Source organism: Arthrobacter sp. 001422645 (assembly GCF_059816125.1).
The window spans coordinates 419,148-443,271 of sequence record NZ_JCBANT010000001.1 but is presented as its reverse complement, the minus strand read 5'-3'; the positions used below and the strand labels follow the sequence as shown (position 1 = coordinate 443,271).

Annotated in this window: 19 protein-coding genes and 2 tRNA genes; 16 read left to right on the top strand and 5 right to left on the bottom strand. The window is 67.6% G+C overall.

What is annotated here, in order from left to right:
- Positions 1–130 precede the first annotated feature (130 nt).
- The 4 genes from AC6EUH_RS02055 (at position 131) to AC6EUH_RS02040 (ending at position 4,338) form a co-directional block, all read left to right on the top strand.
- Positions 131–670 (top strand): winged helix-turn-helix transcriptional regulator, encoded by a 540-nt coding sequence (locus tag AC6EUH_RS02055; RefSeq protein WP_499737655.1) that lies wholly within the window; start codon positions 131–133, stop codon positions 668–670.
- Positions 667–1,995, top strand: coding sequence for an MFS transporter (locus AC6EUH_RS02050; protein ID WP_499737654.1), 1,329 nt, complete (start codon positions 667–669; stop codon positions 1,993–1,995). The genes AC6EUH_RS02055 and AC6EUH_RS02050 overlap by 4 nt, the downstream gene beginning before the upstream one ends.
- An 83-nt stretch (positions 1,996–2,078) precedes the next feature.
- Complete coding sequence (locus tag AC6EUH_RS02045; protein ID WP_499737653.1) at positions 2,079–3,533, top strand: glycosyltransferase 87 family protein; 1,455 nt, start codon at positions 2,079–2,081, stop codon at positions 3,531–3,533.
- Between the two features lie 10 nt (positions 3,534–3,543).
- Complete coding sequence (locus AC6EUH_RS02040) at positions 3,544–4,338, top strand: SDR family oxidoreductase (RefSeq protein WP_499737652.1); 795 nt, start codon at positions 3,544–3,546, stop codon at positions 4,336–4,338.
- A gap of 88 nt (positions 4,339–4,426) precedes the next feature.
- Here the strand turns inward: AC6EUH_RS02040 and AC6EUH_RS02035 are convergent, their stop codons facing one another.
- Complete coding sequence (locus AC6EUH_RS02035; protein WP_499737651.1) at positions 4,427–5,668, bottom strand: acyl-CoA dehydrogenase family protein; 1,242 nt, start codon at positions 5,666–5,668, stop codon at positions 4,427–4,429.
- A gap of 594 nt (positions 5,669–6,262) precedes the next feature.
- On the opposite strand from AC6EUH_RS02035, the gene AC6EUH_RS02030 reads away from it, so the two are divergent.
- The 7 genes from AC6EUH_RS02030 (at position 6,263) to AC6EUH_RS02000 (ending at position 12,104) form a co-directional block, all read left to right on the top strand.
- Positions 6,263–6,481: an RNA polymerase sigma factor gene (locus AC6EUH_RS02030; protein ID WP_499737650.1), complete on the top strand. Its 219-nt coding sequence runs from the start codon at positions 6,263–6,265 to the stop codon at positions 6,479–6,481.
- Between the two features lie 143 nt (positions 6,482–6,624).
- Entirely contained in the window at positions 6,625–7,551 is a 927-nt protein-coding gene (locus AC6EUH_RS02025; protein ID WP_499737649.1) for a CU044_5270 family protein, read from the top strand.
- A gap of 101 nt (positions 7,552–7,652) precedes the next feature.
- Entirely contained in the window at positions 7,653–8,306 is a 654-nt protein-coding gene (locus AC6EUH_RS02020; protein WP_499737648.1) for an MOSC domain-containing protein, read from the top strand.
- A gap of 410 nt (positions 8,307–8,716) precedes the next feature.
- Positions 8,717–10,858, top strand: coding sequence for a DEAD/DEAH box helicase (locus tag AC6EUH_RS02015; RefSeq protein ID WP_056425075.1), 2,142 nt, complete (start codon positions 8,717–8,719; stop codon positions 10,856–10,858).
- 231 nt (positions 10,859–11,089) lie between these two features.
- A tRNA-Thr gene (locus AC6EUH_RS02010) sits at positions 11,090–11,161 on the top strand.
- Positions 11,162–11,223: 62 nt separating this feature from the next.
- A tRNA-Met gene (locus AC6EUH_RS02005) sits at positions 11,224–11,297 on the top strand.
- A gap of 147 nt (positions 11,298–11,444) precedes the next feature.
- Positions 11,445–12,104, top strand: coding sequence for an NAD(P)H-binding protein (locus tag AC6EUH_RS02000; protein ID WP_499737647.1), 660 nt, complete (start codon positions 11,445–11,447; stop codon positions 12,102–12,104).
- A gap of 128 nt (positions 12,105–12,232) precedes the next feature.
- On the opposite strand, the gene AC6EUH_RS01995 is transcribed toward AC6EUH_RS02000, so the two are convergent.
- Together AC6EUH_RS01995 and AC6EUH_RS01990 are read right to left on the bottom strand one after the other, a co-directional pair.
- Positions 12,233–15,367, bottom strand: coding sequence for a M43 family zinc metalloprotease (locus tag AC6EUH_RS01995; protein ID WP_499737646.1), 3,135 nt, complete (start codon positions 15,365–15,367; stop codon positions 12,233–12,235).
- Between the two features lie 229 nt (positions 15,368–15,596).
- Positions 15,597–16,811 carry an ROK family transcriptional regulator gene (locus tag AC6EUH_RS01990; RefSeq protein ID WP_499737645.1) on the bottom strand — a complete coding sequence of 405 codons (1,215 nt, stop codon included), beginning with the start codon at positions 16,809–16,811 and terminating at the stop codon, positions 15,597–15,599.
- A 73-nt stretch (positions 16,812–16,884) separates the two neighbouring features.
- On the opposite strand from AC6EUH_RS01990, the gene AC6EUH_RS01985 reads away from it, so the two are divergent.
- The 5 genes from AC6EUH_RS01985 (at position 16,885) to AC6EUH_RS01965 (ending at position 21,976) form a co-directional block, all read left to right on the top strand.
- A complete protein-coding gene (locus AC6EUH_RS01985) occupies positions 16,885–18,591 on the top strand; it encodes a glycoside hydrolase family 13 protein (RefSeq protein ID WP_499737644.1) in 1,707 nt (568 codons plus the stop codon).
- Between the two features lie 44 nt (positions 18,592–18,635).
- Positions 18,636–19,610, top strand: a complete 975-nt coding sequence (locus AC6EUH_RS01980) for an aldo/keto reductase (protein WP_499737794.1) — start codon at positions 18,636–18,638, stop codon at positions 19,608–19,610.
- A gap of 162 nt (positions 19,611–19,772) precedes the next feature.
- Positions 19,773–20,636, top strand: coding sequence for an HpcH/HpaI aldolase/citrate lyase family protein (locus AC6EUH_RS01975; protein ID WP_056425099.1), 864 nt, complete (start codon positions 19,773–19,775; stop codon positions 20,634–20,636).
- Between the two features lie 24 nt (positions 20,637–20,660).
- Complete coding sequence (locus AC6EUH_RS01970; RefSeq protein ID WP_499737643.1) at positions 20,661–21,623, top strand: DUF2797 domain-containing protein; 963 nt, start codon at positions 20,661–20,663, stop codon at positions 21,621–21,623.
- A 128-nt stretch (positions 21,624–21,751) separates the two neighbouring features.
- The gene (locus AC6EUH_RS01965; protein WP_056425101.1) at positions 21,752–21,976 is read left to right on the top strand and encodes a DUF3188 domain-containing protein; all 225 of its coding nucleotides are present in this window, start codon (positions 21,752–21,754) and stop codon (positions 21,974–21,976) included.
- On the opposite strand, the gene AC6EUH_RS01960 is transcribed toward AC6EUH_RS01965, so the two are convergent.
- Together AC6EUH_RS01960 and AC6EUH_RS01955 are read right to left on the bottom strand one after the other, a co-directional pair.
- Complete coding sequence (locus AC6EUH_RS01960; protein ID WP_499737642.1) at positions 21,966–23,627, bottom strand: SulP family inorganic anion transporter; 1,662 nt, start codon at positions 23,625–23,627, stop codon at positions 21,966–21,968. The genes AC6EUH_RS01965 and AC6EUH_RS01960 overlap by 11 nt on opposite strands.
- Complete coding sequence (locus AC6EUH_RS01955; protein ID WP_056425106.1) at positions 23,624–24,001, bottom strand: ArsR/SmtB family transcription factor; 378 nt, start codon at positions 23,999–24,001, stop codon at positions 23,624–23,626. Before AC6EUH_RS01955 ends, AC6EUH_RS01960 begins: the two co-directional genes overlap by 4 nt.
- Positions 24,002–24,124: the final 123 nt, after the last annotated feature.

Here is a 24,124-nt window from a genome sequence, read left to right as displayed (position 1 = left end):
CGGGTTTGCCCGGCTCCGCCAGGCCCGCGAGTGTGAATTTCGCGGCAGTGTTTTCGCGAAATACTGCGGCGAAATGTCATCTGGGCGGAATATCTAGCTTTCTTGAAGATAGTCAGCTAGTTTTGTCCGCATGGCACTTCGATCCGACTGGTCCCGGCGGGACTGCAGCATGGCCCGGGGCCTCGACATCCTCGGCGATCCGTGGGGCATGCTGGTCCTCCGCGAGGTCTTCTTCGGCAACGGCCGCTTCGACGCCATGAAATCCCGGCTCGGGGCGGCGGATTCCGTCCTCACCAAACGCCTGGCCGCACTCGTCGACGCGGGGCTGCTCACCCGGCGCCCGTACGACGACGGCGGCCGCACCCGCCAGGAGTACGTGCTCACCGCGAAGGGGGAGGACACCCTGCCGGTGCTCAACGCCGTCGTGATCTGGGCCGAAAAGCACCTGCCAGCGCCCTCGAAACAGGCGCACATGTTCGTGATCCACACCGGCTGCGGCTCGCGGACCTCGTCCGCGGACAGCTGCACCGAGTGCGGGGAACGGCTCACGGCCCGGAACACGAGCTGGCACAGCCTCGCCAGGACCCCCGCCCCCGTGCCCCTTGCCGCCACCTACGCTTCCCCGGCCCAGTCCGTGAACGCCCTTTCCGAGAACGGACCCGCCCTATGAGCGCCCCCGAAACCACCCTGCTGCCCGCTCCGAAGCGCAGGATCCACCCGGCCTGGATCGTCGCCGCGGTGGCCTTCCTCGCTCTCGTCGGGGCCGCGGGTTTCCGGGCCGCTCCGGGTGTGCTGATGGTGCCGCTGCAGGAGGAATTCGGCTGGTCCACCACCGTGTTGTCGGCCGCGGTCAGTATCAACCTGGTGCTCTTCGGCCTAACCGCCCCCTTCGCCGCGGCCCTGATGGAGCGCTTCGGCATCCGCGCAGTGACGGCCGTGGCACTCGTGCTGATCGCGGCCGGCAGTGCCCTGACCGTGCTCGTCACGCAGTCATGGCAGATCCTGCTCACCTGGGGTCTGCTCATTGGTCTTGGAACCGGGTCTATGGCGCTGGTCTTCGCCGCGACCATAGCTAACACCTGGTTCGCGAAAAGCCGCGGCCTCGTCATCGGCATCCTCACCGCCGGCAGCGCAGCCGGGCAACTGGTCTTCCTGCCGTTCATCGCCGCCCTCGCCCAAGACCCGGGCTGGCGGCAGGCTTCACTGTTGATCGCCGCCGGCGCCCTTGCTGTGGTGCCGCTGGTCCTGAAATTCCTGAAGAACTCACCGGCCGACGTCGGCGTGCTGCCCTACGGCGCCGAAGCGGTGCCCGGGTCCGTGCCGGGACCGGGCACCGCGGCGGGCGGGGCCGGCGAACCAGGCCGCAACGCCGCCGTCCGTGCCCTGCAGGTGCTCAAACGGGCCAGCAAAGTGCGGACCTTCTGGGCCCTCGTTGCCGGGTTCGCGATCTGCGGTGCCACCACCAACGGCCTGATCGGCACCCACTTCATCCCCTCCGCCCACGACCACGGCATGACGCAGACCACAGCGGCCGGCCTGCTGGCCGTCGTCGGAATCTTCGACATCGTCGGCACAATCGCCTCCGGCTGGCTGACGGACCGCTTCAATCCCCGGATCCTGCTCGCGGTCTACTACCAGTTCCGCGGCATTGGCCTGCTGGTGCTGCCGTTGCTGCTCAGCGCCACAGTCCAGCCGAGCATGATCGTGTTTGTGGTGATCTACGGACTGGACTGGGTGGCCACCGTGCCCCCGACCGCCGCCATCTGCCGCCAGGTGTTCGGGGCGGACGGCAGCGTCGTGTTCGGCTGGGTCTTTGCGGCCCACCAGCTCGGCGCGGCCGCCGCGGCGCTGGCGGCCGGCGCCATCCGGGACGCCACCGGGCAGTACACCTACGCCTGGTTCGGTGCCGCCGCGATGTGCACCATCGCCGCCGTCGTCAGTGCGAGTATCCGCAAGGACGCCGCCAGGAAGGAAGCCGCCGCCGTCCCCGCGTAAGGCTTGGGTAGGATGGGCAGCGAGGCCGGGCGCCCCACCGGCGCCCCGGACAGGCCTCGAAACAGCCAGATTTTGGGGGATCCATGTCACTGCTCGACGCCGAAAACCGGCCCGCACCGCCCGCCGCAGCACCGCCGCCCGCTAGGCTGTCCGGGCCGGCCCGCGTGTCCGTGCCGGCGCAGCTCTCCCGGCTGGGGCAGCGGCTTCCGGTGCCGCAGTTGCTGCGGCTCTCCACCGCCTTGGCCGTGGCCGCGGTGCTGTTCCTGGTGTGGACCTGGCTCGGTGTCTGGGCGAAGCAGGGACTCGACTTCAGTGTCTACTGGCACGGCGGCAAGATCCTCAACGAGGCCGGGGCAACGCCGTCGGACCTTTACCGCGGCAACATCGACTGGGCCGGCGGTCCCCAGCTGCCATTCACGTACCCGCCCTTTGCCGCGCTGCTCTTCAGCTTGCTGGCCCGGCTGCCGGAACCCGTGGCCCTCACCATGTTCAACGCGGCCGGCACGGCTGTGGCGGGGTGGCTGGCCCTGCTCGCCGTGCGGTACTGGCACGGCAGGACGGGCTGGCGGGGCACCTTCAACGCAGCGCGTAACCGCTGGGGCGCCGCGGTGCTGGTCCTGGCGGTGCTGAACCTGGGTCCCTGGCGCGAAACCCTGGCCTTCGGGCAGGTCAATATCCTGCTTCTGGGCCTCATGGTGGCGGACCTGCTGTCCCGGAGCCGGCGCTGGACCAGCGGTTTCCCCGGAACCGGGTTCCTGGTGGGCGTCGCCGCCGGCATCAAGCTGACGCCGCTCGTCTTCGGGCTGTACTTCCTGATGCGCAAGGACTGGCGCGGACTGCTGAACATGGGCGCGGGCTTCGCCGGAACAGTGCTGGTCGGCTGGTTGCTCCGTCCGGCGGAGTCTCTGCAGTTCTGGCTGCAGATCCTCCCGGACACGTCCCGGATCGGCGGCGCGGGCTACGTCGACAACCTCTCCCTCAAGGGGGCGCTGCTGCACTTTGGCGTCCCCGAGGCTGCAGTCACCGTGCCGTGGCTCCTGCTGAGCCTGCTGGTGGTGGCGGTGGCGGCCGCGGTCATCAGGCTGGCGAGCGCCCAGGGATCGCGTGTGGTGGCCATCTCGGCGACCGCACTGACCATGCTGCTGATCAGCCCGGTGTCCTGGTCACACCACTGGGTCTGGGTCGCGGCCGTGCTGCCGGCCTTCGCCTGGACCCTCCGCGAGACCCCGTTGCGCCACCGCGGGCTGCGCTGGCTCATGGGCGGAGTGCTGGGGATCTCCGTCCTGGTCTTCCTGTTCTCGCCCAAGACCATTGGCACGGCGCTGGGCGCGGAGAACCTGGACATCCAGACACCCGGCCTCTGGATCATGGCCTCCAGCGCCGGAGTGTTCTGCGCGCTCGCCCTCCTGGTCTGCTGGCTCGTGGTGCTCCGGCGAGGGTCGCTGGCGCCGGCGTTCGACGCCCACCGGGGCATTGCCCAGGGCGAGGGCCAGAGCCGGAGCGAGGACCGAAACCGGCCAGCGTCAGTCCGCGGCTAGGCTGGTCGGCATGGACGCCAACGCACCCGAGACTCCGCCGGTCCCGCCCCCAACGCCGCACCGGAAGACGGCCCTCGTGACCGGCGTCGGCCGGCTGGCGGGGATTGGCGCGGGCATCGCGCGCCGGCTGGCGGCCGACGGCTGGGACCTCGTGCTGACGTACTGGCGGGACTATGACGCCCGGATGCCCTGGGGCGTCCAGCCGGACGACGTCGAACGCCTCACCGCGGAGCTCCAGGCCACGGGCGCCGCCGTCGTGGCGCTGCCGGCAGATTTCCAGGACCCGCAGGCCGTGGACCGGCTGATGGAGGTTATCGCGGCGGAGGCCGGGCCGTTGCAGGGACTGGTGCTAAGCCACGCTGAATCCGTGGACTCGAGCATCCTGGACACCACTCTGGAGAGCTTCGAGCGGCATTTCGCCGTCAATGCCCGAGCCAGCTGGCAGCTGATCGCAGCGTTTGCGCGGCAGGTCCCGGCCGAGGGCGGCGCTGTAGTGGCTCTGACCAGCGACCACACCGCCTTCAACCTGTCCTATGGCGCATCCAAAGGCGCGCTGGACCGTATCGTGATCGCGGCGGCCCGGGAACTTGGCCCGCAGGGGATCAGCGCCAACGTGCTCAACCCCGGTCCGGTGGACACCGGCTGGATGGACCAGCAACTGCGCGACGAACTGGCGCAGCGCCAGCCGGGCGGGCGGCTGGGAACGCCGGCGGACGTGGCCGGGACGGTGGCGTTCCTGCTCTCGCCCGAAGGCCGCTGGGTGTCGGGCCAGCTGGTCAAGGCCGACGGCGGGTTCTCCGCCTGAGGCGCCCAGCCCTTCACCGAGTTGGCATTTCGCGGCAGTGTTCGCGCTCAACACTGCCGCGACGTGCCAACTCGCGGAGGGTGTAGGGTCAGCGGAAGGCGGCCAGCCCGGTGAGGTGCTGGCCCAGGATCAGGGTGTGGACCTCGTCGGTGCCCTCGTAGGTGCGCACCGACTCAAGGTTGGCGGCGTGCCGCAGCGGCGAATAGTCCAGGGTGATGCCGTTGCCGCCCAGGATGGTCCGGGCCTCGCGGGCGATCACGATCGCCTCGCGCACGTTGTTGAGCTTGCCCAGCGAGATCTGCTCGGGCCGCAGCTTCCCGGCGTCCTTGAGCCGTCCAAGCTGCAGCGCCAGCAGCGTGCCCTTCTGGATCTCCACCAGCATGTTGACGAGCTTCTCCTGGGTCAGCTGGTACCCGGCGAGCGGCCTGCCGAACTGCAGCCGCTCCTGTGAGTACTTCAGCGCGGCCTCGTAGGAGTCCCGGGCCGCGCCCATGGCACCCCATGCGATGCCGTAACGTGCCTCGTTCAGGCAGCTGAACGGTCCTCGCAGGCCCCGGGCGGCCGGCAGCAGGGCCTCGGGACCCAGCCGGACGCCGTCGAACGTGACATCGCACTGGATCGAGGCGCGCATCGAGAGTTTTTGTCCGATCGGCGTCGCGGTGACCCCGGGGGTCCCGGCGGGGACCAGGAACCCGTGGACCCCGTCGTCCGTCATCGCCCACACGACCAGCACGTCGGCCACCGACGCGAGTCCGATCCAGCGTTTGGCGCCGTCCAGGATCCAGCCGGCGCCGTCGCCAGTGCCGTCGCGGCGGGCGAACGTCTTCATTGCGGCGGGGTCTGAGCCGGCGGTGGGCTCGGTCAGCGCGAAGCTGCCGATCAGCTCACCGGCGGCCATCCGGGGGAGCCACTCCTGCTTCTGCTCTTCCGAGCCCCACTTGTGGATGGCCGTCATGGCCAGTGAGCCCTGCACGGAGACGAACGTGCGGATCCCGGAATCGCCGGCTTCCAGCTCCATGGCTGCCAGTCCGTATTCGACGGCGGAGCGGCCCGGGCATCCGTAGCCGTCCAGATGCATGCCGAGGACGCCGAGTTCTCCGAGTTCCGGCGCCAGCTCGAGCGGGAAGACCCCGTCGTCGTACCAGGCCGCGATGCCTGGACGGATCCGCTGTTCGGCGAAATCCCGGATCCGCTCACGTACGGCCAGCTCCCCGGCGCTCAGCAGCGAATCGATCGCCAGCACGTCGGAGACGTCGGAGATGCCGGAGACGTGGGAATTTCCGGAGATGTCGGAGATTTCGGAACCATTGGGGCCAGCCTCGTTGCTCATTCCAGCATCCTACGGTCTCGGTGCTGCCGCTGGCCCGGCCTTCCTGCCCGGTTGCTTCTGGACCGGGCTACGGATTCGGGGCGACCCGCCGGTGTCGCGGGCGAATAGGGTGCCGGGCAGGAAAGCGACCGGGCAGGAGCTCTTCCTATAGACAAGCCTGGGCTTCACCAAAGGTTGTGAAAGGCATTCATACCTGCGCAGCTTCAGCGCAATGGCTCTTGTTGGTGCGCATTACGGCCAATCTTTCCACGGCTCGTTACACTTTCGGGGTTGCCGGACATTAAACGGGTATGAGCTTTCAAGCAGTCCGGAAGGATAGAGCGGATTTGGAGCGGGAGAAGCATTTCTTGATAGCGCACGCGGCCGCCCACGACCGCATCTACCGCTATCTCCGCCGACGAACTGCGAATGCGGCGACTGCTGAGGACCTGTGCGCAGAGGTCTTTCGGATTGCTTGGGAGAAATCAACTGACAGCGAATCCCTGACAGTGATGGTGCTTTTCGGTGTTGCTCGTAACGTACTAAGAAACCATGACCGGTCGTCAGTCCGCTCCGCAAAACTCATAGAAGAACTTCGGCCACCGGAGCATCACGGTGGCGTCGAAGCCCTTTCGAGGGAATCTCTTTCAGGAAGCCCTGCACCGATTGAGTCCGGAGGACCGAGAAGTTCTCCTCCTGACCTACTGGGACGGCTTCAACTCCAGGGAGATATCCGACTTACTGAATACCAGCGCCACGGCCATCAGGATGCGTCTGCATCGGGCCCGAAAAGCACTGACCCACCTATTACAAGCAGAGGGGGCAGAAAAATGAATCAGAGAGCCTTAGAGGAACAGGTAAGGCGCCACCTAGCGACTGTAGATCCAGCAGCAAGTATCGCGGAGCAGGAATTGGCCACAAGTAGGGAGCGTTCCCTCAGAGCCTTCCAGACGGCGGAGACGAATCTCTTGGACCAAATGTCCAAGACGGGCAGCCCGCAGCACGCACCGACCGTCGTTTCGCTGTCAGTTGAGCGGCAACGGCGGAGGCGGAAGTGGGTTACTTCGGTAGCTGCAGCAGCCGTTCTCGCTGGGATTGTTGCCGGGGACCTCGTAGGGCTTGCCGGCTGGCGAGGAAGCGCCACCGCTGAAGCCGCTGAAGTTCTCAATACGGCGGCGGAAACGGCAATTACCAGCACCGATCCCGTCGTGAATCCAGGCCAGTATCTGAGGATCAGAAGCACCAACGTTTGGTCGACGGAAGACTGGCCCGAGGACGGTTCCAAATATCAGTGGCTGGATACAGAAAAGATGGATATGTATATCCCGGCTGACCGGACTTCGGAGTGGGTGTGGCTGCGTTCGGGGCGTGTGCCTACAACGTTCTACGACGACAAGGCACGAAATTACGTCCAGGAGCAGGGCATCCAAGCCCATCCCGAGACGCTGCGGGCGCCAAAGGGAGAGTTCTATGGCCAGCCAGGCGGCACGCTCACCACGGACATGTCGACCTTTCCCCGAGACCCTTATCGACTCCTGAACCACATCTACATACGGACCCTGGGCGCAGGGCAATCAGTGGACGGTGAAGCGTTGGTCTTCATCGCTGATCTCCTGCGAGCGGGACTCGTCCCTGCGGATCTGCGGGCCGCACTGTACAAAGCCGCGGCCATGATTCCCGGGGTGACGATTATGGAAGGGCAGGCGAACCTCGACGGGCGAACAGGCGTGGCAATCGGTCGGACAGAAGGCACTCTTACCCGCCAAGAGATCATCATCGATCCCAAGACGGGCCAGCTGATCGGGGAACGCGAAGTCCTCACGAAGGATTACGGCGTGATGCCAGCGGGCACGCCCTTTGCCTGGACTGCTGTGGAAACCTCAGTGTCCGATACGGCTCCCTGACGCTCCATACGGTCCTGGCTCCGTCCGCGCCAGCGGCAGGGAAGCAACCGGGCAGGAGCTCTGCGGGGGAGTCCGGGCGGCCCCAGGCCTACACTGGTGCCATGGACACCGCATCCGTTCTCGCCGTCTGCCGCGTACACCAGTTGCTGGACGATCCAGGCAGTGTGGGCGTGACCGCGATCGACAAACGCCCCGCGGATGGGCCGGTCAAGGTCCACAGGCTCGGACTGCATGGCGACATCCAGGCCAGCCGCGTGCACCACGGCGGCGAGGACCAGGCGCTGTATGCCTACTCCCAGGACGACGCCGACTACTGGGCAGCGGAACTCGGCCGCGAACTCCCGCCAGGGATTTTCGGTGAGAACCTGCGCGTTGCCGGGATCAGCGCCACGGACGCCATCATCGGCGAACGCTGGAAGGTCGGACTGGACGTTGAAGTCGAAGTGACCTCGCCCCGCACCCCGTGCGCCACCTTCCAGCGCCGGATGCACGAGCCGCACTGGGTCAAGCGGTTCGGCGAGGCAGGCCGCGTGGGAACGTATCTGCGCGTCGTGCGGGTCGGCAGCATCCAGGCAGGGGACCACATCCACCGGATATTCGTCCCCACCCACGGGGTAACCATCGGCAGATGGTTCAGCGCTCCCACGGTTGAGGACATGGAGGCCCTGCGCGACGCCGACGCCGACGGCGAGATCCGCCTCCAGCCCGAGTACCACGCGGAGTTTGAGAAGCTCCAGCGCCGCCTCGGCGTGTAGCAGCGCCGCCCCGGGCGTCTCCGGGCGGGCGGCGTGTGCGCAAGCTCACCGCCGTCGTCGGCCCCTGAGTTACCCATGCGCGGATCGATGCCCTACAATTGAAATATCCCCCACTCCGGAAATCCCTTATTTCCTGCCCAATTCTTGAGGCAAGACTGGTAAGTGTTGGGGCCCGCGCGAATGAGATGCGGGCATTTTCATAGGGAGAGCCGGCTAAAGAAAACGCTGTACAGACTGCTGGGATAGCAGCCAAGAGATGCAGCGGGAAGTCCTGCCACGGGATTGCGAAAGCGCCGGGCTTCTATGTGACCGGCCGGTCAAAGTACGTCCGGCGATTCCGGTCACGCGTACTGCGGCTCCGCTCACCTCGGGTTGTGCCGCTTGGCCCCTATGAATGAGGATATTCACCTATGCCCGAAAATCAGAACAACTCCGTCGACACCGAACTCGCCACCGAGAACAGCCAGGTCGACGTCGAGACTTCTGAAACGGCTGCCCCCGCAGCCGGCTCCGCCCCGGTCTTCACCGAGGCCCCTGCGAACACCGACGCTCCGGCCGCTGCCGTAGCCGAACCGCAGGCTGACACCCAGGCCGAGGCCTCTGCGAACACCGCCGCCCCGGCCAAGGCTGAAGACGCCGAAGAAGAAGGCGTCAAGTTCGTTGACCTCGGCATCGATGGCCGCGTCCTGGCTGCCCTGCAGGACGTCGGCTACGAGAAGCCCTCCCCCATCCAGGCAGCAACCATCCCGCTGCTGCTCGAAGGCCGCGACGTCGTGGGCCTGGCCCAGACCGGCACCGGTAAGACTGCAGCATTCGCAGTACCGGCGCTGTCCCGCCTGGCCGAGCTCCACGACCTCAACGGCCCGTCCCGCAAGACCCAGGCCCTGGTGCTCGCTCCGACCCGTGAGCTCGCCCTCCAGGTCGCCGAGGCCTTCACCTCCTACGCCAAGCACATCGACGACTTCACCGTCCTCCCCGTGTACGGCGGCTCCGCCTACGGTCCCCAGCTCGCTGGCCTGCGCCGCGGTGCCCAGGTTGTTGTCGGTACCCCCGGCCGCGTGATCGACCACATCGCCAAGGGTTCCCTGGACCTGTCCGAACTCCAGTACCTGGTGCTGGACGAGGCTGACGAGATGCTCCGCATGGGCTTCGCCGAAGACGTGGAGCAGATCTTCCAGCAGACCCCCGCGGGCCGCCAGGTCGCCCTGTTCTCCGCCACCATGCCGAGCCAGATCCGCCGGCTCTCCAAGCAGTACCTGAACAACCCGGCCGAGGTGCAGGTCAAGTCCAAGACCACCACGGGCGCCAACACCCGCCAGCGTTACCTGCAGGTCATGGGCCCGCACAAGCTCGACGCGCTGACCCGCATCCTCGAGGTTGAAGAGTTCGAGGGCGTCATCGCCTTCGTGCGGACCAAAATGGCCACCGAGGACCTCGCCGACAAGCTGCGTTCACGCGGTTTCCAGGCTGCCGCCATCAACGGTGACATCCCGCAGCAGCAGCGCGAGCGTACCGTCGAGGCCCTGCGCGACGGCAAGATCGACATCCTGGTCGCCACCGACGTCGCGGCCCGCGGCCTCGACGTCGAGCGCGTCAGCCACGTGGTCAACTACGACATCCCGCACGACACCGAGTCCTACGTTCACCGCATCGGCCGCACGGGCCGCGCCGGCCGTTCCGGCGACGCGATCCTCTTCATGACGCCGCGCGAGAAGTACCTGCTGCGTTCCATCGAGAAGGCGACACGCCAGCCGGTGGAGCAGATGCACCTGCCGACCGCGGAGACGGTCAACACCCTGCGCCTGGGCAAGTTCGCTGAGAAGATCACCGAGACCCTCGCCTCCGAGGATGTTGCGTCGTTCCGCGACCTCATCTCCTCCTACGAGGAAGAGCACAACGTTCCGGCTTCGGAAATCGCCGCAGCACTCGCAGTGATGGCCCAGGGCGGCCAGCCGCTCCTGGTCAAGGAACTGCCGGCCGCTCCTGAATTCCAGAAGCGCGAGCGCTCCAAGGACGGCTTCGGTTCACGCGGCCCGACCCGCACCCTGACCGAGGGCAACGCCACCTACCGGATCGCCGTCGGACGCCGTCAGCGCGTGATGCCGGGTTCCATCGTTGGCGCCATTGCCAACGAAGGCGGCATCTCCTCGGCCCAGATCGGCGGCATTGACATCCGTGCGGACCACTCCCTCGTGGAGCTCCCGGCGGACCTCAGCTCCGACCAGCTGAAGGCCCTGTCCCGGACCCGGATCGGCGGCGAGCTGATCCACCTCGAACTGGACAACGGCCGTAAGCCTTCCGGTGACCGGGGCAGCTACCAGGGTGGCAGCCGCGGCGGCGACCGTGGCGGGTACTCAGGCGGCGGCGACCGTGGCGGCAACTTCAAGGGCAACGGCGGCTTCAAGCGCGAATTCCGCAAGAACGACGGCGAGCGGTCCTCCGCTGACCGCGGCGGACGCTCCTTCAGTGACCGCAACGAGCGCGGCGTCGGCTCCGACGCGGCCCGCAAGCCGCGCACCGAAGGCGGCTTCAAGCCCCGCAACAAGTGGTAACCGTCAGCTGCTAAGCACTGATTCACCGTGAGAACGGGCCGGCTCAACAGCCGGCCCGTTCTTGTTTAAGTTCCCTTGGTCACATCGGGGAGTCCCGCGGTGCCGAAGGCCCGTTCCCGGATGCTCTCCAGGCCTTCTGTACCCCGGATTTCCGCTGATTTCGGCGCATTCTCGGCCTCCCCGGCACCGATTTGTTGGGAGGGGAATCTTCCGGTAGAGTATTTACTCGTTGCCCCCCTAGCTCAGTGGTAGAGCGCGTTCTTGGTAAGAACGAGGTCACCGGATCGATTCCGGTGGGGGGCTCTGAATGAGGGCCTGTGTCAAGGCGGTTTTTGACCGGCTTAGCGCAGGTTTTCCTCATTTATGGCGGCGTAGCTCAGTTGGTTAGAGCGCACGACTCATAATCGTGAGGTCGGGAGATCGAGCCTCCCCGCCGCTACAGAAAGACCCTGCAGGCATCGCCGGCAGGGTCCTTTTGTTTAACCCCCGTTGCGCTATCACTTTGGGTGCATCAAGGGGCCTCTGAGCCGCGCTAAGTGATAGCTCAACGGGTGCGGCTCGTGGCGCCGTGGGACAGAATGGGTCCATGACTCGAATCGCAATCATCGGCGGCCACGGCAAAGTGGCTTTGGAACTGTCCAGGATCCTCTCCGCGGAGGGGTTCGACGTTACGTCGTTCATCCGCAACCCTGACCACCGGGAGGACGTCGCCGCAGCCGGGGCCACCCCGGCTGTCCTGGACGTTGAAAATTCGACGACGGCGGAGATCGCCGAGGCGCTTCGGAACCACGACGCCGTGGTCTGGTCCGCCGGTGCCGGGGGAGGGAGCCCGGACCGCACCTACGCCGTGGACCGGGACGCCGCGATCCGGTCGATGGATGCGGCAGCCCTGGCCGACGTCGGGCGCTACATCATGGTGTCCTACTTCGGAGCCGGGCCTGATCACGGCGTTCCCGCGGACAACGGCTTCTTCGCCTACGCCGAAGCCAAGGCGGCTGCTGACGCCTACCTGCGCGGAACGCAGCTGGACTGGACCATCCTGGGGCCTGGAGCGCTCACTGACGGCCCCGGCAACGGCCTGATCGATGTCAACCCGGCGGATGCCTCCGGCGGTCAAGAGACGGCACGTGCCAACGTTGCCCTCGTCGCGGCCGCGGTTCTGGGGCTGCCCTCAACCGCGGGGCGCACCATCGAGTTCCGCGACGGCACGCTGCCCGTGGCGGCTGCCCTGGAGCACCTGAGCTAACCGCAGCGTCCGGCTGCCGACACGCACGGGCCTCCACAACGCACAGAGCCGCCAAAACCCACAGAGCCGCCGGCAGCGTCACTTCGCTGCCGGCGGCTCTGTGCGGACTCAGACCTTCGGAGACAGTCCTAGGGAAGGACTTCAGTTCCCCGGGCTGCCGTCCAGGTGATGGTGCCGCGCTGGAAGCGCTGGCTGCACGGTCCGGTGGCGGAGCTGCAGCTCTCGTTCGACGTCGGGTAGCCGAGTTTGCCTCGTTCGTAGCCCAGGCTGGCCCAGGTCGAGCGGATGGCACCGGTCGTGGCGACAGCGCCGGTGGTGGGCGACCAGTGGATGCTGCCGCCCGTGAAGGACTGGTAGCAGCCGGCGCCAACCAGGCCGCAGGTTTCCTTGCCTGTCGGGTAGCCGAGTTTGCCTCGTTCGTAGCCCAGGCCGGCCCACGTCGAGCGGATGCCGCCCCACGTCGGGAAGGCGCCGGTGCCGGGGGACCAGTGGATGCTGCCGCCCGTGAAGGACTGGTAGCAGCCGCCGCCAACCAGGCCGCAGGTTTCCTTGCCTGTCGGGTAGCCGAGTTTGCCCTTTTCATAGCCCGTGCTGGCCCAGGCTGTGCGCATGCCGCCCCACGTGGCGAAGGCGCCGGTGCCGGGGGACCAGTGGATGCTGCCGCCCGTGAAGGACTGGTAGCAGCCGCCGCCAACCAAGCCGCAGGTTTCCTTGCCTGTCGGGTAGCCGAGTTTGCCCTTCTCGTAGCCCGTGCTGGCCCAGGCTGTGCGCATGCCGCCCCACGTGGCGAAGGCGCCGGTGGCGGGGGACCAGTGGATGCTGCCGCCCTGGAAGGCCTGGGAGCAGCCGCCGTTGGTCAGGCCGCAGATTTCCTTGCCGGCCGGGTAGCCGAGCTTGCCCTTTTCGGATCCCAGTGACGCCCAGGTTGCACTGATCGGTCCCGCAGTGGCGAATACTCCGGTGGCGGGGGCGTTGAGGATGGCGCCGCCCACAAAGTTCTGCGCGCAGCCGCCGTTGACCAGGCCGCAGGTTTCCTTGCTTGCCGGGTAGCCGAGCTTGCCCTTTTCGTACCCCAGTGTTCCCCAGACGGACCGGATCGGTCCGACCGTGGCGTAGGCACCCGTGCCGGGGGACCAGTGGATGCTGCCGCCCTGGAAGGCCTGGGAGCAGCCGCCGTTGACCAGGCCACAGGTTTCCTTGCCGGCGGGGTAGCCGAGCTTGCCCTTTTCGTAGCCCAGGCCGGCCCAGGCGGACCGCATGCCGCCCCAAGTCGCGACAGCGCCGGTGGCCGGGGACCAGTGGATGCTGCCGCCCTTGAAGGACTGGTAGCAGCCGCCGTTGACCAGACCGCAGGTTTCTTTGCCTGTCGGGTAGCCGAGCTTGCCCTTTTCGTAGCCCGTGCTGGCCCAGGTGGCGCGCATACTGCCCCAGGTGGGGAAGGCGCCGGTGCCGGGGGACCAGTGGATGCTGCCGCCCTTGAAGGACTGGTAGCAGCCGCCGCCAACCAGGCCGCAAACTTCGTTCCCCGTCGGGTAGCCGAGTTTGCCCTTTTCGTAACCCGTGCTGGCCCAGGCGGTGCTCATGCCGCCCCACGTGGCGAAGGCGCCGGAGGCTGAGGACCAGTGGATGCTGCCGCCCTGGAATTTCTGGTAGCAGCCGCCGCCAACCAGGCCGCACGTCTGGGGGCCGGCGGGGTAGCCGAGTTTGCCCTTTTCGTAGCCCAGGCTGGCCCAGGAGGCCCGGATCGGCCCCGTGGTGGCGACGGCGCCCGTGCTGGGGCTCCAGTGTACGGATCCACCCTGGAAGTTCCTGTAGCAGCCGCCGTTGCGCAGCCCGCAGACGACAGCCGACGTCGCGGTCCCCAGGGCCGGCGTCTTGGCCGCGACGGCGTCGATCGCCTTGCCGGCGAGGGAATCCAACGTTTCGATGGTGATGCCGGCCGCCGCGGAGGAAATCCAGTCCACGCTCACCCGCGTTCCTGCATGGGTCTTGAAGACCTGGCCGGCCTGCCAGGTCTGGTTGTAGCTGTAGAAGCCGTTGAAGGTTGTGGTGCTCGGCTGCAGCGCGATGGATCCAGCTCCGAAGCCCTGAACAACCTTGACTCCGCGGTTGCCGCCGAGGGCCGTTGCCGCGTCGTTGCCCACCGGGAGGCGGAGCTCAACGTAGTAGACCTCGCCGCTCACGGGATCCGTGAATTTGACGGCACGGTTGGCGTCCGCGCTTCCCCAGGCCCGGAGCTCGTAGGACTTTTTGCCCGTTGCAGTCCCCAGGTTTCTGACCTCGGTGCCGGCTCCGAATCCGCCAAATTCATAGATCGGGGAGCTGACCACCGGCTGGCTGACCTGGGAAACACCCATCAGATCGAGATTGTCCTTGTATTCCTGGACGCTGCACGAACTGTTGGCGAAGGTGCCGTCGGCGTTGCTGGCTGTGTCCACGGCACCGTTGGCGCACGTGAGCCTGTTGGCGTGCATGAGCCCCAGGACGTGCCCGAATTCGTGGGTCAGCACGCTCTTGGTCAGGGTGGCCGGGAGCGGCATCAGCACGCGCCCGCTGGTTCCGTTGTAACTCCAGCCCGCGCCGTACGCCCCGTCGGAGAGGGTGGGCGTGGAAACGAACACCACGAGGGCCGTGTACGAACTGGGGGTCCACCCAATTTCGTTGGAGATCGTGTTCATCATGGATGAATAGCTCTGGGTCGTGGTCGCCTTGCTGGACCGCTTTTCGACCGTGGCCACGCTCATGGACAGCCTGCCGTTCGACATGGCCTGCCAGTACTGGCTGCTGGTACTAATTGCGGCCCGGGCGTCCGCCTCCGGGATGGTCGCTTTCCGGTCGGCCAGCTGGACCAGGACCAGCTTCACCTTGATATTGCCGCTCCTGGCCAGGGAGTAGGCCTCCGTGGCCGCCTTGTGCTGTTCAGCACCCTTGCTCCCGTGCCCTGCGGTCCCGTCGCCGTGCGTGGACGTGGGGTTGTTGCCGCCAATGACCTCCGTGAACAACGGCTCCGGGGCTGTCAACGCCTGCGACTCGACGGTTGCCGGGGATACCGCTGCCGGCGTCGGCTCGGCCGTGGGCGCCGGCGCGGCAGTAGTCTCCGCGGATCCAGTGGCCGTCGGGCCAACCGTCAGGCCGGGCGTCGGTGTGGACTTCGCCGACGCCGTCGCCGTCGCCGTTGACGTCGGTGCCGGTGCCGGATCGGCGAGGGCAGGCGTGAGCGTCACAGCGGTGAGCGAGGCAAGTGTGACGACCAACGCCGTCATCAGCGCTGTCGTCTTCCGTATTGAAATCAATTTTTGTCTTTCATGAGACCGCCGCATCACTGACTGCTCAGCGGTGCGGCCGGGAGACCGGGAAGTGAGGTCAGTCTACGGATGGCACGCCGCCAGACCCGGTAACTTGCACGAATCTTTCGTCTTAGGTAGCGAATCGTTGCCGAATCTTGAGCTAAGTCCCTGAGTCCCCATGACGCGGCGGACCTGGTTCCCGGGGCTATTCCGGGGGGAGCGCGATCTCCAGCGCGTTGGCTTCGACGTAGTCCAGGGCGCGGCGGACGGCGCCCACCGTGACAATCGAGTCGCCCAGCGGTGAGACCGTCACACGCGGGGGCGTCGCCGTGAATCGGGGGAGCAGCGCAGTGATCGCTGGCAGCAGCGCCGCCGCCGATTCGGCCACCGCACCGCCGATCACCACCTGCTCGGGGTTGATGAAACTCGCCACGGAGGCGATGACCCGGGCCATCCGCTCCGAAATCCTGTCCAGGATGGCCAGCGCCCCGGGATCCCCGGCGGCGGCGTCCTCAAAGACGCGCCGGGCACTCGCCTCACCGCCGGAGGCGGGGCCGCCCCCGGCCGCGGACCACTGCCGGGCCAGGCTGGCGATGCCGTCGCTGGAGCCGACGCCCTCCACGAGGTCCAGGTACCCCATTTCGCCGGCCGCGCCGCCCCGGCCGTGCAGCAGACGCCCGGACTCCATCACCCCGGCCCCCAGCCGCTCTCCGGCCAGGAGCACCACCAGGTCGTCGACGCCGGCGCCGGAACCCCGCCAGCGTTCGCCCAGGGCGGCAAGGTTCGCATCGTTTTCCAGCAACACCGTCCAGCCGTGCAGTTCCTTCAGCGCCGTCCGGAGCCCGACGTCGAACAGGCTCCAGAAGTGCTGGCTGGCCAGCACATTCCCGTCGCGGTCCACCGGCGCGGCGATGCCCGCGCTGACGGCCAGGACCTTTTCCGGCCCGGTCCCGGCGGCTGCCAGCGCCCGGCGGCAGGCACGGTCGACGACGTCGATCCGCTCCTCCGCGGGGATGTCCGTGGCCCGGAAGCTCCCGCTGGCGCGTCCGATGACGGTGCCGCGGAGGTCCGCGACGGCCGCGGTGGTGGTGGCGGCGCCGATATCGATGCCGAGGACAAAACCCGCCCGTGTATTGAGCTCGAAGCGCCGGGCGGGACGTCCTTTGCGCGGGCCCGGGGCCTGTTCTTCGTCCCGCGTGTCCAGTTCACGGATCCAGCCGCGCCGGATCAGGTCTTCGCAGACGGCAATGACCGACGCCCGCGTCAGTCCGGTCCGGCTCATCAGTTCCGTTCCCGTGGCCACGTCCGTGTTCCGGATGAAGCCGAGCACCGACTGGGCGTTCACCCGGCGCAGCAGCTGGGGCGTGGCGGCGGCTGCCGTCGGCTTCAAATCTTGACCTCCCCGTAAGTACGGACCCATAATTGATCCGGCAATATATTTAGCTTGTATCTAAATTATCAGAAGCACTGCTCCGAACCCGAAGGATCTTCCCTTGTCCAACACCGCCACGCTGGCAACCCTGTCCGGTTCCGATCTCGCAGCCGACCCCAACTGGTGGCGCCAGGCATCCGTCTACCAGATCTACCCGCGGAGCTTCTCCGATTCGAACGGCGACGGCCTCGGCGACATCAAGGGCATCACCGCCAAGGTCCCCTACCTGAAGGAACTCGGGATCGACGCCGTCTGGCTCAGCCCGTTCTACCCCTCAGCGCTCGCGGACGGCGGCTACGACGTCGACGACTACCGCGACGTGGACCCCAAGCTCGGCACGTTGGAAGACTTCGACGAAATGTCCGCCGCGCTGCACGCTGCCGGCATCAAGCTGATCGCCGACATCGTCCCCAACCATTCCTCCAACCGGCACATCTGGTTCCAGGAAGCCCTCGCGTCCCCCCGCGGCTCCGACGCGCGTGAGCGCTACATCTTCCGGGACGGCAAGGGCGAGAACGGCGAGATCCCGCCGTCGGACTGGGAATCCGTCTTCGGCGGACCCGCCTGGGAACGCATCACCGAACCGGACGGCACCCCCGGCCAGTGGTACATGCACATTTTCGCCAAGGAACAGCCGGACCTGAACTGGTCCAACCGTGAAATCCGGGACGACTTCCTCAAGACCCTGCGCTTCTGGTCCGACCGCGGCGTGGACGGCTTCCGCGTCGACGTCGCCCATGCCCTCACCAAGGACCTCACCGAGCCGCTGCTGTCCAAGGTCGAGCTGAGCGAGGCCAACAGCGGCACTGACGGTTTCGACGATGGCTCGCACCCGTTCTGGGACCGCGACGAGGTCCACGAGATCTACGTCGAATGGCGCGAGGTCTTCAACGAGTACAACCCGCCGCGCACCGCCGTCGCCGAGGCCTGGGTCCACGCCAGCCGCCGCGGCCGCTACGCGAGCCCCGAGGGCCTGGGCCAGGCGTTCAACTTCGACCTCCTGCAGGCCGACTTCGACGCCGACGAGTTCCGCGAGATCATCACCCGGAACCTCGCCGAAGCCACCGAGTCCGGCGCCTCCTCCACCTGGGTGTTCTCCAACCACGACGTCGTCCGGCACGCCACGCGCTACGGCCTGCCCAAGGGCGGCGGCAAACACGCCAAGGGCCAGGACGGCAAGGGCTGGCTGCTGGCCGGTGCCCCCGCCGAGGAGCTCGACGTCGACCTCGGCCTGCGCCGCGCCCGTGCGGCCACCCAGCTGATGCTCGCGCTGCCGGGCTCCGCGTACCTGTACCAGGGGGAGGAACTCGGCCTGCAGGAGGTCGCGGACATCCCCGACTCCGAGCGGCAGGACCCGACGTTCTTCCGCAACAAGGGCGTGGAGATCGGCCGGGACGGCTGCCGCGTCCCGCTGCCTTGGGCCGCCGAGGGCAGCTCCTTCGGCTTCGGCGACGGCGGGGCGCACCTGCCGCAGCCGGAGTGGTTCGGCCGCTACGCCGTCACGGCCGAGGACGGCGTGGACGGTTCCACGCTGGAGTTCTACCGCCAGGCGCTGAAGCTGCGCCGGGAACTCCAGACCTCGGAGGAGCTCGAATGGCACACCGCGGCCAACCCCGACGTCCTGCACTTCAGCCGCCCCGGTGGCTGGCAGACAGTGACCAACTTCGGCGACATGCCCGTTGAACTTCCCGCCGGAACTGTGCTGCTCAGCAGCGGACCGCTCGACGGGAACCTCCTGCCGGGCAACACCACCGTCTGGCTGCGGTGACCCCCGGGGCGCAGGAGAGGCCGGCCGAGCAACCGGACCCCGGCCTGCAATCGAACCCTGTCCAGCAACCGAACCCTGGCCAGGAGCTGATTTATGGCTGCATGGGCCTTGGCGGCAGCTGGTCGTTGGAGCCGTACTCGTCCGCGCAGGTGGACGAGGCGGCGGCCGCCGTCGACGCTGCCCTCGAAGCGGGCATCACCCTCTTCGACCATGCCGATATCTACCGCGGCGGCAAGTCCGAGGCGGTGTTCGGCGATGTGCTGGCCAACACTCCAGGTCTGCGGGAACGTATCCGGCTGCAGACCAAGTGCGGCATCCGGCTCAACGAACACGGGCTGGAGGGCTACTACGACCTGAGCCGGGACTCCATCCTGGCCCGCGTCAACGAAAGCCTCGCCCGGCTCCGCACGGACTACGTGGACGTGCTCATGCTCCACCGCCCCGACCCGTTGATGGACCCCGCGGAGGTGGGTTCCGCCGTCGGGCAGCTGATGGCGGAAGGCAAGGTCCGGGCGCTGGGCGTGTCCAACATGTCGGGGGCGCAGATCGAGGTCCTGCAGGACCGCCTCGAGACTCCGGTGGTCGCCAACCAGCTGGAGATGAGCCTGCTCAAGCGCGCCTGGCTGGAGAGCACGGTGCTGGTCAACCATGCCGAGGGGACGGACTACAGCTTCCCGCACGGCACGGTGGAGCACGGTGTCCGGCACGGGATCACCCTGCAGGCTTACGGCGCACTGGCCCGGGGCCTCTACACCGGGGCGCCTGCCGCAACTCCGTCGGCGGCGGAAGAAGCGACAACCGCGCTCGTGGCGCAGCTGGCCGCGGAGAAGCAAACCACCGGGGAAGCGATCCTGCTGGGCTGGTTGATGAAGCACCCGGCCGGTATCGCCCCCGTGATCGGCACCGCCAATCCGGACCGCATCCTGGCCTGCGCGGACGCGGCCGCTGTGGCCGCGGCCATGACCCGGCCCGAGTGGTACCGGCTCTGGGTGACGGCGCGGGGCAGCAACATCCCTTAAGGCTTCCGCCTTCCGGGCAGCTGGCAGCAGGGGCCTTTTTGAGCGCTCAAAAGGGCTTCTGCTGCCGGTTACCCGGGCGGGGCTGTGATATTGGTCGTATTGGACACCGTCGGGGGCCGGAATACTTCGCGGGAGACACCCCGGAACGGATAGCGTAGATACATGACCTCCACCACCACCGCCGGGACCGTCCGGCCTCAACGCAACATTCCAGCTGAAATCGCCCGCTCCTGGCTGCTGGTGAACGCAATGAAAACCGAACTCTTCGATCAGTCCTCCGTCTCCCGGGCGGACGCCATCATCCTGGATATCGAAGACGCGGTGGACCCCTCGCAGAAGGACGCAGCCCGCGCCAACGTCGTGGACTGGCTGACCGCCGGCGGCAACGCCTGGGTCCGGATCAACGACGCCACGAGCCCCTTCTGGGCCGACGACCTCGCCGGGCTGCGCGGCACCCCCGGCCTGCTCGGCGTGATGCTCGCCAAGACCGAGTCCGCGGACCAGGTCACCGAGAGCTTCCACCGGATGGACGGCAAAACGCCCGTCATCCCCCTCGTCGAGTCCGCCGTCGGCATCGAGGAAGCCAACAACATCGCCAAGGCCCAGGGCGCGTTCCGGCTCGCCTTCGGCTCCGGCGACTTCCGCCGCGACACCGGCATGGCAGCCACCCCGGAAGCCATGGCGTACCCGCGCGCCAAGCTGGTCGTGGCCAGCCGCGTGGGCAACCTGCCCGGCCCCATCGACGGGCCCACGGTGGGCACCAACCACCCGATCCTGCGCGAGCAGACCGGCATCACGGTCATGATGGGCATGACCGGCAAGCTGTGCCTCGCGATCGACCAGACCCACGTCATCAACGAGGTCATCAGCCCGACGCCGTCCGACGTCGCCTGGGCCACTGACTTCATGGCCGACTTCGAGGCCAACGGCCGCGTGATCCGCGACGGTTCGGACCTGCCGCGCCTGGGCCGCGCCGAGAAGATCATGAAGCTCGCGGTAGCCTTTGGGGTGCAGCCGGCCCTGTAGCCCGCCCCGAACCAAGGAGACCCCGTGACCGATACCCGCTATCTGGTCCACGGGGTCTTTTGGGATGCCGAACTTTCCGGACCCGGCTCCAAACCGGCGGAAGCCGGCCCCTCCGGCGGGGTGCACCCGGTGATGCGCCTCCAGGACCCCGACGGCGGAGTCACCGGCCTGGCGCTGGAAGCCGGCACCCGGCTGGGTTTCCGCGTCCCCACGCCGGGGAAGCGCTGCCTGGGCCACCACAAGGTGCATGGACCCGCGGACCGGGACCACGTCCTCTGCGCGGCCCGGGCGCACGCGGTGAAAGGAAGCCAGTGCGAACGGTGCTTCGTGGTGGACGATTGCCGGCTCATCCACGACTTCCACCGCGGCGGACGCGTGCCGCCCGGACTGCGGGCCTACCTGATGCAGCCGCACTGGCTGTACATCGCCACGTTCGCCGGCGGCGCCAGCAAAGTGGGCACCGCGGCGGACCTGCGGAAATGGAAACGGCTCGCCGAGCAGGGCGCTGTCGTCGCCCGCTACGTCGCCCGCGCCGACGACGGCCGGGTGGTCAGGCTCCTGGAGGACATGGTGACCCGCGACGCCGGCCTGCCGCAGCAGATCCGGTCGGCTGCCAAGGCCGCGGCCCTGACCGGCCCGGTCCCCGCCGTCGGGCTGGACACCCTGAACAGCAGGCTGGCCGGCGGCGTCCGTGAGCTGTTGGCCGGCGTCGGGGGAGGCGGATTCGAGGTCGTCGACGAGCCATGGATCCGGCCGGGACTGTCGGACGCGGCCTGCGCGCCGGCCGTCCGGCACGCCTACCCGCATGAGCTCAGCACGGGAACCCACGGCTTCCGGATCGACTCGCTGAGCGGCAGCATCGCACTGGCCCGGCTCGACGGGGCCGACCTTGAGTTCGTCGTCAACCTCGGCCAGTTAAAGGCCCGGACCATTGTCTTCGGCGACCATGGGACGGACGTTCCGGCGGTCCAGGAGTCGCTGTTCTGACGCTGGAAGTGCCCCGCGATGCGCCAAATACCGGACGCTCCCGTACTCCCGCGTCGCCAGGCATTTTGAGTGTCGCCAGGAATTTCACGGCTCGCGGAGTTGCCGGCGGTCCCCAGTAGACTGGCACGGTGCTGAAAGAATTCTGGGAAACCGCATCAACCACCTATAAGGTGCTGGTTTTCAGCGCCATGGGGATGCTCGGGATCGGGATCGTCCTCAACCTGGTGGGTAACAGCACGGGCAACCAGGACCTCGCCGTTGCCTCCCTCGCTGTGATCGGAGCCGGCCTCATCCTGCACATCGCCGGGATTGTGGTCCGCGGCCAGACGATCCGCAAAAACCTCAAACGTTAGCGGCGGCATTCCGGCGGACATGGCTGCGGGCATGTTCCACGGCCGCGGGCAGCGACGTAAACAGGTGCTTGTGGTGCCGCAGCGACCGGATCACCCCGACGTTGGTCACAAGATCGAGGTGTTGTGGCTGGACGCCCTTGAGGAGAACCGTCACGCCGCGCAGCTCCAGCGCTGAAATGACCTCCACCAGTGTGTGGGCCCCGGTGGCGTCGAGCATCCGCACCTGTGACAGCCGGATGATGGCCACCTGGATGTCCTTGACCTGGCTGATTTCCTGCAGGACGCGCTCCGCGGCGCCGAAGAACATGGCCCCGTCCAGCCGGAAGATCGCGATGTGTTCGTCGCCCGGTTCAGGTGGTCCCGGGATTTCCTCGCGTTTCACCCCGCTGAGCGAGGCGAACTTCCGCAGCGTGAAGAGGGCCGCGGCGACCAGGCCGATCTCGATGGCCACGATCAGGTCGAATGCCACGGTGATGAGGGCTGTCAAGACGAACACAAAGGCGTCGGCGCGGGTGGAACGCATGATGGCTGTCACCGTGTGCCTGGAAACCATCCGGCTGGCTGTGACCATCAGGATCCCGGCGAGGACCGCCAGCGGGATCTTCCCGACCAGCCCGGCCGCAAAGTAGATGATGGCCAGCAGAACCAGGGCGTGCACAATGGCGGAGAGCCGGGTCCTGGCCCCGGACCGGACGTTGACCGCGGTCCGGGCGATGGCGCCCGTGGCGGGCATGCCGCCGAAGAACCCCGCCGCGATCGAGGCGAGTCCCTGCCCCGTGAGTTCCCGGTCCGGGCTGTAAGCCCCGGAGGGCCTCCCGTCAGGACCCACCAGGCCGGCGGCCACCCGTGCGGACAGCAGGGACTCGATGGCCGCGAGCATCGCGATGGACACCGCGGGCATCAGCAGCCCGCCCATGGTCGCCGGATCCAGGGCGGGCATCGACGGCGCGGACAGGGACTGCGGCAAGGCTCCGATCCGGGGAATGTCCAGCTGGAGCAGCTCGGCGGTCGCCGTGGCCAGGAGCACGGCGATCAGGCTCGCGGGCAGGGCTTTGTTCAGCCTCGGAAGCAGCAGCATCACCGCCGCCACCCCCGCGACGACGCCGAGGGTCTGCAGCACGGTGGGCAAGGTCGCCTGGGAGGCGCTCTCGACGGCGGCCAGCAGGGTGTTGTGCCCCGGGATCCCCGCGGTGCCGGTCGCCATCGGGACCTGCTGGAGGAAGATGATCGCGGCGATACCGAGCGTGAAGCCCTCCACGACGGGCCACGGAATGAAGGCCACCGCCCGGCCCAGTCCGCTGATGCCCAGCATGACGACCAGCAGGCCGGCCAGCAGGGAGACCAGGGCGATGCTGCCGGGGCCGTGGAGCGCGACCACCGGGGCCAGCACTACCACCATGGCGCCGGTAGGCCCGGACACCTGCACGTGGGAGCCGCCCATGACCGCTGCCACCAGGCCGGCCACCACGGCGGTGATGAGCCCGGCCTCTGCGCCCACACCGGAGCTCACTCCGAAGGCCAGCGCCAGCGGCAGGGCCACAATCCCGACGGTGATGCCCGCCAGCAGATCCGTTTTCCAGGAGGAGCGCAGCCCGTCGTAGTCGCGGCGGGAAGGCAGGAACCGGCGGAGATGCCCGGGGACGGCACTCACGAATCGGCGCCCTTGAGATGCTCGCTGGGCAGTCCCTGCGCGAGTTTTAGCTGTTCGTTGGAATCGGCCAGGCTGTCGAGGAGGAAGGTCCGGGCGATGGCCAGCAGCTCGGCGATCTTCGGATGCGCCAGCCGGTAGGTCACGGCGTTGGCTGACCGGGACGAGGTCACCACCCCGTGCCTGCGCAGCGTGGCGAGGTGCTGGGAAAGATGCGACGCTTCCAGGCCGGTCTCGGAAAGCAGATAGCTGACGGGCGCCGAATGGTCCGGCGCGGCAGACAGCAGCTCAAGGACCCGGATCCGTGCCGGGTGGGCAAGGGCCTTGAACAGGTTGGCTTTGATTTCGTACAAGGGGGTCTGCGCTGGTGAAATCATCGCGGCCTGTGCTTTCTCATCGCCGCTACCCGGGGCCGGCCATGAATTGATGAAATGATGTTTTCATCATACCGTATCTCGTCATCCTGTTCATCCCCGGTCATCGGCGCGGGAGGCCCGGCG